Below are 4,967 nucleotides of genomic sequence, written 5' to 3' on the forward strand. Positions count from 1 at the left end.
CCTCCCACCCCCCACCCCGTTATGCTGTCGGTGCGGGCCGCTAGCTCAATTGGCAGAGCAGTGGACTTTTAATCCATTGGTTGTGGGTTCGAGTCCCACGCGGCCTACTGGAAGAAGCCCCGGTCGGATAGGTTCCGGCTGGGGCTTCTCGTCGTTTTCTGGCATGTACGCGGCTGGCGCTCGCCCGAAATTCAGGAGCCGCGCTGATCCGGCTGCGAACTCTCAGGTGCTCTCGGCCGCTCTCGTCCCCTCGCGTGCGCTCTCGCTGGCTCTCGACCCATGGGGGGTTCATGGACAACTCATTACGACTCAGTATGAAATCGTGGCTCTCACCCCGACATGAGTCTGGGTGTGGCATATGCGGAGGATCGGGCATGAGCGAGGCGCGGTTGGCCATCTGGTGACGTAACTCACCCTGGACTTGGCGGGGCCCATACCGTCATGCCGCTGCACCCCCACGCCATGCCAGATCATGCCCGGTTCGCACCCGGATCGGCAGAAGTACCCGAGAAGTACCCGTAGGTCAGCGGCCATCCGGCACAACCCCGCTGGCTCAACACGAGGAACACGTCAGGCTGCCACGGCACCCGTGCGTACCGCGAACTCGCGCAGGCCGGCCAGGCTGCCCGGCCTGTAGAGGAGATCGGCGGTGAGCGTGCGGACCGCGGGCCGTCGGACTTCTTCGGGCGCGGCGTGCTCGATGGCTCGCAGTGCGCTGAAGGTGCGGCGCTCGTCGCCGAGTTGGTGCCACATGCGGGCCGTGTCGGTGAGGTAGCGTGCGACCCTTTCCGTGTTCGCCAGCTGCGAGGGTTCGACGCGGCGGACGTACGGAACGGCGTCGTCGGGGGTGCCGAGGACGGTGAGGCTGCTGATCCGGTACAACGAGACCTCGGCAGGACTCGCCGAGATCGTGAAGAGACCGACGGGCTTGCCGCTTCGATCCACGGGAAGACGGCTGGAAGTCTCCTCCGCCTCCTGGAGCAGATCGAGCGCAGTGCTGCGGCGCCCCCCGGACGCAGCCGTGTAAGCGGCGGTCATGAGCAGACAGGCGCGGGCAGCCAAGGTGTCAGCCTGCGGGCCGCCCTTCTCCACGACCAACGAGGTCGCGGTACGGAACAGGAAGTCGACGGCGGCCGAGCTGCGGCCGGCACGGCGCATGGTGATGGCCAAGACCCGCGCGGCGTCGCTGAGGGGCCGCGGGTCGCCGCTGGCCCGCGCGGCGATGAGCGCACGGTCTGCGGTGGCCCACGCGGCCTCGGAATGCTGCTTGACGGCCAGTTCGGTGGCCAGGACGTAGGCGCGGGCGACGGCTGCCTGGGCGCGCTCCCGCGTGCGGCCGGTAGAGGCGTCCCGGGTCGCCTCCGCCGTGGCGATCAGCGAAGGCAGGGCGCCGCCGAGGGCGGCATAGCGGGCGCCCGAGAACATCTCGCGGGCTTTCGTGAGTCCGCCGGCGAGATCGCTCAGGCTCGTCGGCCTTCCGGCGACCGGCTCGAACAGCGCCTGCTCCATAGCGGCGGCCGGGTTCTGGGCTACCGGTCCTGCCGCAGCAGCATCGGAGCCGGCCCCGGCGATCAGACTGGCGCCGAGCCCCAGCGCTCCGGCCATCAGTTCCCGACGTCGCACATCGTCCTGCTGCTGGGCAACAAGGGCGCGGGCAAGACCAGCGTGACGCTGGCTCTCGGCACACGTGGCTGGACCCACGCCGGCGACGACCTGACCGTCCTGGCCGAAGAGGACGCGGAACTGCTGATCCTGCCGGGCAAGGCGACGGCCGCCGTCCGCCCCCAGGACCCGGAGTTGTGGCAGGACCCGAAGCCCATAGTCGACCTCGCCCCCTTCCTCCGCGTCCCCGTCCCCCTGGCAGGGGCCATCCGCCTCACCGTCCATCCCGCCATACCCCGCCCTCTGCTGGTGCCGGCCGCGCCGTTCTCCGTGAACGAACAGCTCCGCCTCCACGAAGCCCTCGGCCGGTACATCAGCGGACTCCCCACCCCGCTGACCGGCCCCACCGGCGCGCCGTACGGACCGGTCTGGCCGCTGGACGACGTCCCGCTCGCCCGCTGGCGGAGCCACCTGATCGCACGACTCGAACAGCACCCGTACAGCTACCTTCACGCGCCCGACCCGCAGATCGCCGCCGACCTCATCACCTAGGAGTACGTGTGACGCCCAAGCCTGCCGCCGCGATCCTGCCCAGCCGGAACGAAGCCGCCACCATCGCCGCCGTCACTGCCGCGGTGGACACCGCGCTGGACGACGTGCGGGCGGTCATCGTGCACGCCGACTCCTCCGACACCCCCGACACGGCCCGCGCCTTCGCCGCCGCCTCCACGCGGGCCGGGAAGGTCGGGCTGACCGCGCTGGTACGGGGCAAGGGCGCCCAGATCCTGGCCGCGGCCGGACGCGCGGAGATCGCCGGCGCCGAGGTGGTGCTGATCGCCGACACCGACACCCGCAACCCGGAACCGGCCGTCTACCGTGCCCTGCTGGACCGGGTGCGCGACGGGGCCGCGCTCGCCATCGCCGACTACCCGCGCCACTGGGACGAGGCCAACCTGACCAACCATCTCGCCCGGCCGCTGATCGCCGCGTCCACCGGACGCGATGTGCCCCAACCGCTGGCCGGAGACCTCGCCGTCTCCCGCGAGGCCCTGGCCGCCGCCGTACAGGCCGCCGCCGGGCTGCCCGCCGAACTCGCGGCGTGCACGGCCGGGTACGGCATCGACGCCTTCCTGCTGCTGACCGCCGCCGCGACCGGCCCGGTCGCCTCCGTACAGCTCGACGAGCCCAAACAGCACGCCGGGTCCTTCGACCACCTTCCGGCCATCTTCCACCAGGCCGTCCCCGTCCTACTGCACCTGACCGCCGCGTGGAGCCGGCCACCCCTACCCCGCAGCGGTGCCCCGGTCGACTACCGGGCCGCCGACCGCCGGAACCGAAGGGGCCTGGCTGCTACCGGCGGACCCCGACTCCTCCGCCCGCGCCCTGCGCGACGCCCTGGTCACCTCCACCGGCACGGACGCGGCGGTCGTTGTCGCCGACTCCGACGGCCGCGCCGACCGGCGCGGGGCGACCTGCATCTCCATCGGCGCCGCCGGGGTGGCGCCGCTGCGGATCACCGAGCACGACGGCAAGCGGCAGGAGGAAACCCTCACCGACATGATCGCCGCAGCCGCCGGGATCATCCTGGGCCAACGGGGCCGCGGCGTCCCCGTCGCCGTCCTGCGCGGCATCAACCACGGCCCGGTCTCCGACGACGGCGTGACCACGATCCTTCACCACGCCCCCGCCCACGGGCGAACCTCTCGATGACGCAACTCGGCGTCCTCGGGTCACCCATCGACCAGGCCCTGTCCCCGGTTCTCCACCGCGCCGCGTACAAGGCCCTCGGCCTGGACTGGACCTATCAAGCCATCGACTGCACCCCCGATCGGCTGCCCGCCTTCCTCGCATCCCTCGACAGCACATGGGCCGGCCTGTCACTGACCATGCCGCTCAAGCGCACCGTCGTCCCGCTCCTCGACCGGGCGTCGGACACGGTCGTGAAGATCGGAGCGGCGAACACCATCGTCGTGAAGGACGGCCAGCTCATCGGGGAGAACACCGACCTGTACGGCATGGTGCAGGCGCTGCACGAAGCGGACGTGACCGCGGCAGCCGACGTCACGGTGCTCGGCGCCGGGGCGACAGCCTGCACAGCACTGGCAGCTGCCCGTGAGCTGGGTTGCGACCAAGCGACTGTGATCGCCTGCGACGTCAGACGGGCCCGTTCGACCCTTGAGCTCCCGGGCGAGCGGATCGGCATCAGAGTCCGGATCGAGCCCTGGGCAACCGCGGTCGATCACCTGTCCGCCGAACTTGTCGTCTCCGCGTTGCCGCCCGGCGTCGCCGACGCTCTCGCCTCGCTCTTGGCGCAGACACACGGCGCGGGCACCCTCCTGGATGTCGTCTACCGCCCCTGGCCCACCGCGCTCGGTCGCGCTGCCGACGTTGCGGGACGGTGTGTCGTGGGCGGACTGCCCATGCTCGTGCACCAGGCCGCCCGGCAAGTCACACTCCAGACCGGCCACCCCACACCCCCAATCCGGAAGATGCTGCACGCTGCTACGGCTGCGTTGGCATGAGACAGGGCCGGCACGCTGACGGGTCAGCCGCCCGGACACGGGGGCTCGACGGGGTGGCGGGGCCGGGCTGCGTACTCGGCAACGAGCTGCTCCAGACGCTCGATGCATCGCTGGCAGGCGTAGAGCGGCGCGTGCCCGGCCGCGGTCTGCACCGGGCCCAGCCACATCACTGGTACCCCCCGATCGCGTTGACCAGGTCGGGCGGGAGCGCATCTCGGCCTATACCGGCCCATACCGGCTTCTTCGCCGGAGGGCTGCTGCCTGGTCCGCTGGGGCGTTTGCGTTCCAAGGCGACGAGGGGGCAGTTGAGGGCTTCGGCGATCTTGGCGAGGTTCGCGGGTGTGGCGTTGCGCCGGCCGGATTCGATCTCGCCGATGAGTTGCTCGGAGATGCCGACGTGTGCGGCCAGGGCGCGTTTGGTCAGGCCGGCCTTCTCGCGTGCCCAGGTGACGGCCTCGGGTTCGTGGTGGAGCCTGCGGGGTCGGGCGCGTTGCCTGGGCACTGCACGTCAACTTTCCGAGGTGCGGGGTCCAGCGGGAGCGGGCGTGCCGCTGATGCTGAAGCCGGTGTCCGTGGTGATGGTCCAGGTGCGCGGCTTACCGGTGGCGGGTGGCGGGACGGTGTTCGGGGTGAAGGTGGTTGCGGACACGGGGGCTGCTCGGCAGGTTTCGGGCCGATCGGGCGGGTTTCAGGCGTGCGGGTCGTTGAGGTCGATCGGGGTGAAGTCGGCCAGGTGCATGATGAGTTGGTGGGCGCGGACCCAGGGCAGGCGTGCGTCGCTGAAGGCGATGGGGCCGGAGTCCGCGATCTTGGGGCCAGTGCGGGTGGGGACGTAGCGGACTC

At 71.1% G+C, this 4,967-nt stretch carries 7 protein-coding genes and 1 tRNA gene; 4 read left to right on the forward strand and 4 right to left on the reverse strand.

All coding sequences use genetic code 11. The features are described from left to right. Nucleotides 1–34: 34 nt before the first annotated feature. A tRNA-Lys gene (locus AC13HU_RS31940) sits at nucleotides 35–107 on the forward strand. Nucleotides 108–570: 463 nt separating this feature from the next. On the opposite strand, the gene AC13HU_RS31945 is transcribed toward AC13HU_RS31940, so the two are convergent. After that, nucleotides 571–1,623: a transcriptional regulator gene (locus AC13HU_RS31945; RefSeq protein WP_483045468.1), complete on the reverse strand. Its 1,053-nt coding sequence runs from the start codon at nucleotides 1,621–1,623 to the stop codon at nucleotides 571–573. A gap of 42 nt (nucleotides 1,624–1,665) precedes the next feature. Here AC13HU_RS31945 and AC13HU_RS31950 point away from each other — a divergent pair, with 42 nt between their 5' ends. Then, the gene (locus AC13HU_RS31950) at nucleotides 1,666–2,154 is read left to right on the forward strand and encodes a hypothetical protein (RefSeq protein ID WP_483045469.1); all 489 of its coding nucleotides are present in this window, start codon (nucleotides 1,666–1,668) and stop codon (nucleotides 2,152–2,154) included. Here AC13HU_RS31950 and AC13HU_RS31955 read toward each other — a convergent pair. After that, on the reverse strand, nucleotides 2,151–2,798 hold the full coding sequence (locus AC13HU_RS31955) for a hypothetical protein (protein ID WP_483045470.1): 648 nt from the start codon (nucleotides 2,796–2,798) through the stop codon (nucleotides 2,151–2,153). The two genes, AC13HU_RS31950 and AC13HU_RS31955, sit on opposite strands and share 4 nt — an antisense overlap. A gap of 100 nt (nucleotides 2,799–2,898) precedes the next feature. Between AC13HU_RS31955 and AC13HU_RS31960 the strand changes: the two genes are divergently transcribed. Continuing rightward, a complete protein-coding gene (locus tag AC13HU_RS31960) occupies nucleotides 2,899–3,312 on the forward strand; it encodes a coenzyme F420-0:L-glutamate ligase (protein ID WP_483045471.1) in 414 nt (137 codons plus the stop codon). Continuing rightward, nucleotides 3,309–4,124 carry a shikimate dehydrogenase gene (locus tag AC13HU_RS31965; protein WP_483045472.1) on the forward strand — a complete coding sequence of 272 codons (816 nt, stop codon included), beginning with the start codon at nucleotides 3,309–3,311 and terminating at the stop codon, nucleotides 4,122–4,124. The genes AC13HU_RS31960 and AC13HU_RS31965 overlap by 4 nt, the downstream gene beginning before the upstream one ends. Nucleotides 4,125–4,290: 166 nt before the next feature. Here AC13HU_RS31965 and AC13HU_RS31970 read toward each other — a convergent pair whose 3' ends face one another. Both AC13HU_RS31970 and AC13HU_RS31975 read right to left on the reverse strand, forming a co-directional pair. Then, the gene (locus tag AC13HU_RS31970; RefSeq protein ID WP_483045473.1) at nucleotides 4,291–4,626 is read right to left on the reverse strand and encodes a helix-turn-helix domain-containing protein; all 336 of its coding nucleotides are present in this window, start codon (nucleotides 4,624–4,626) and stop codon (nucleotides 4,291–4,293) included. Nucleotides 4,627–4,632: 6 nt separating this feature from the next. After that, entirely contained in the window at nucleotides 4,633–4,773 is a 141-nt protein-coding gene (locus AC13HU_RS31975; RefSeq protein ID WP_483045474.1) for a hypothetical protein, read from the reverse strand. Between the last annotated feature and the right edge of the window lie 194 nt (nucleotides 4,774–4,967).

This window comes from Streptomyces sp. NH27, from assembly GCF_056859195.1.

Coding starts and splice junctions, on each gene's coding strand:
- AC13HU_RS31965 (WP_483045472.1), top strand. CDS start 3,309: ATGACGCAACTCGGCGTCCTCGGGTCACCCATCGACCAGGCCCTGTCC.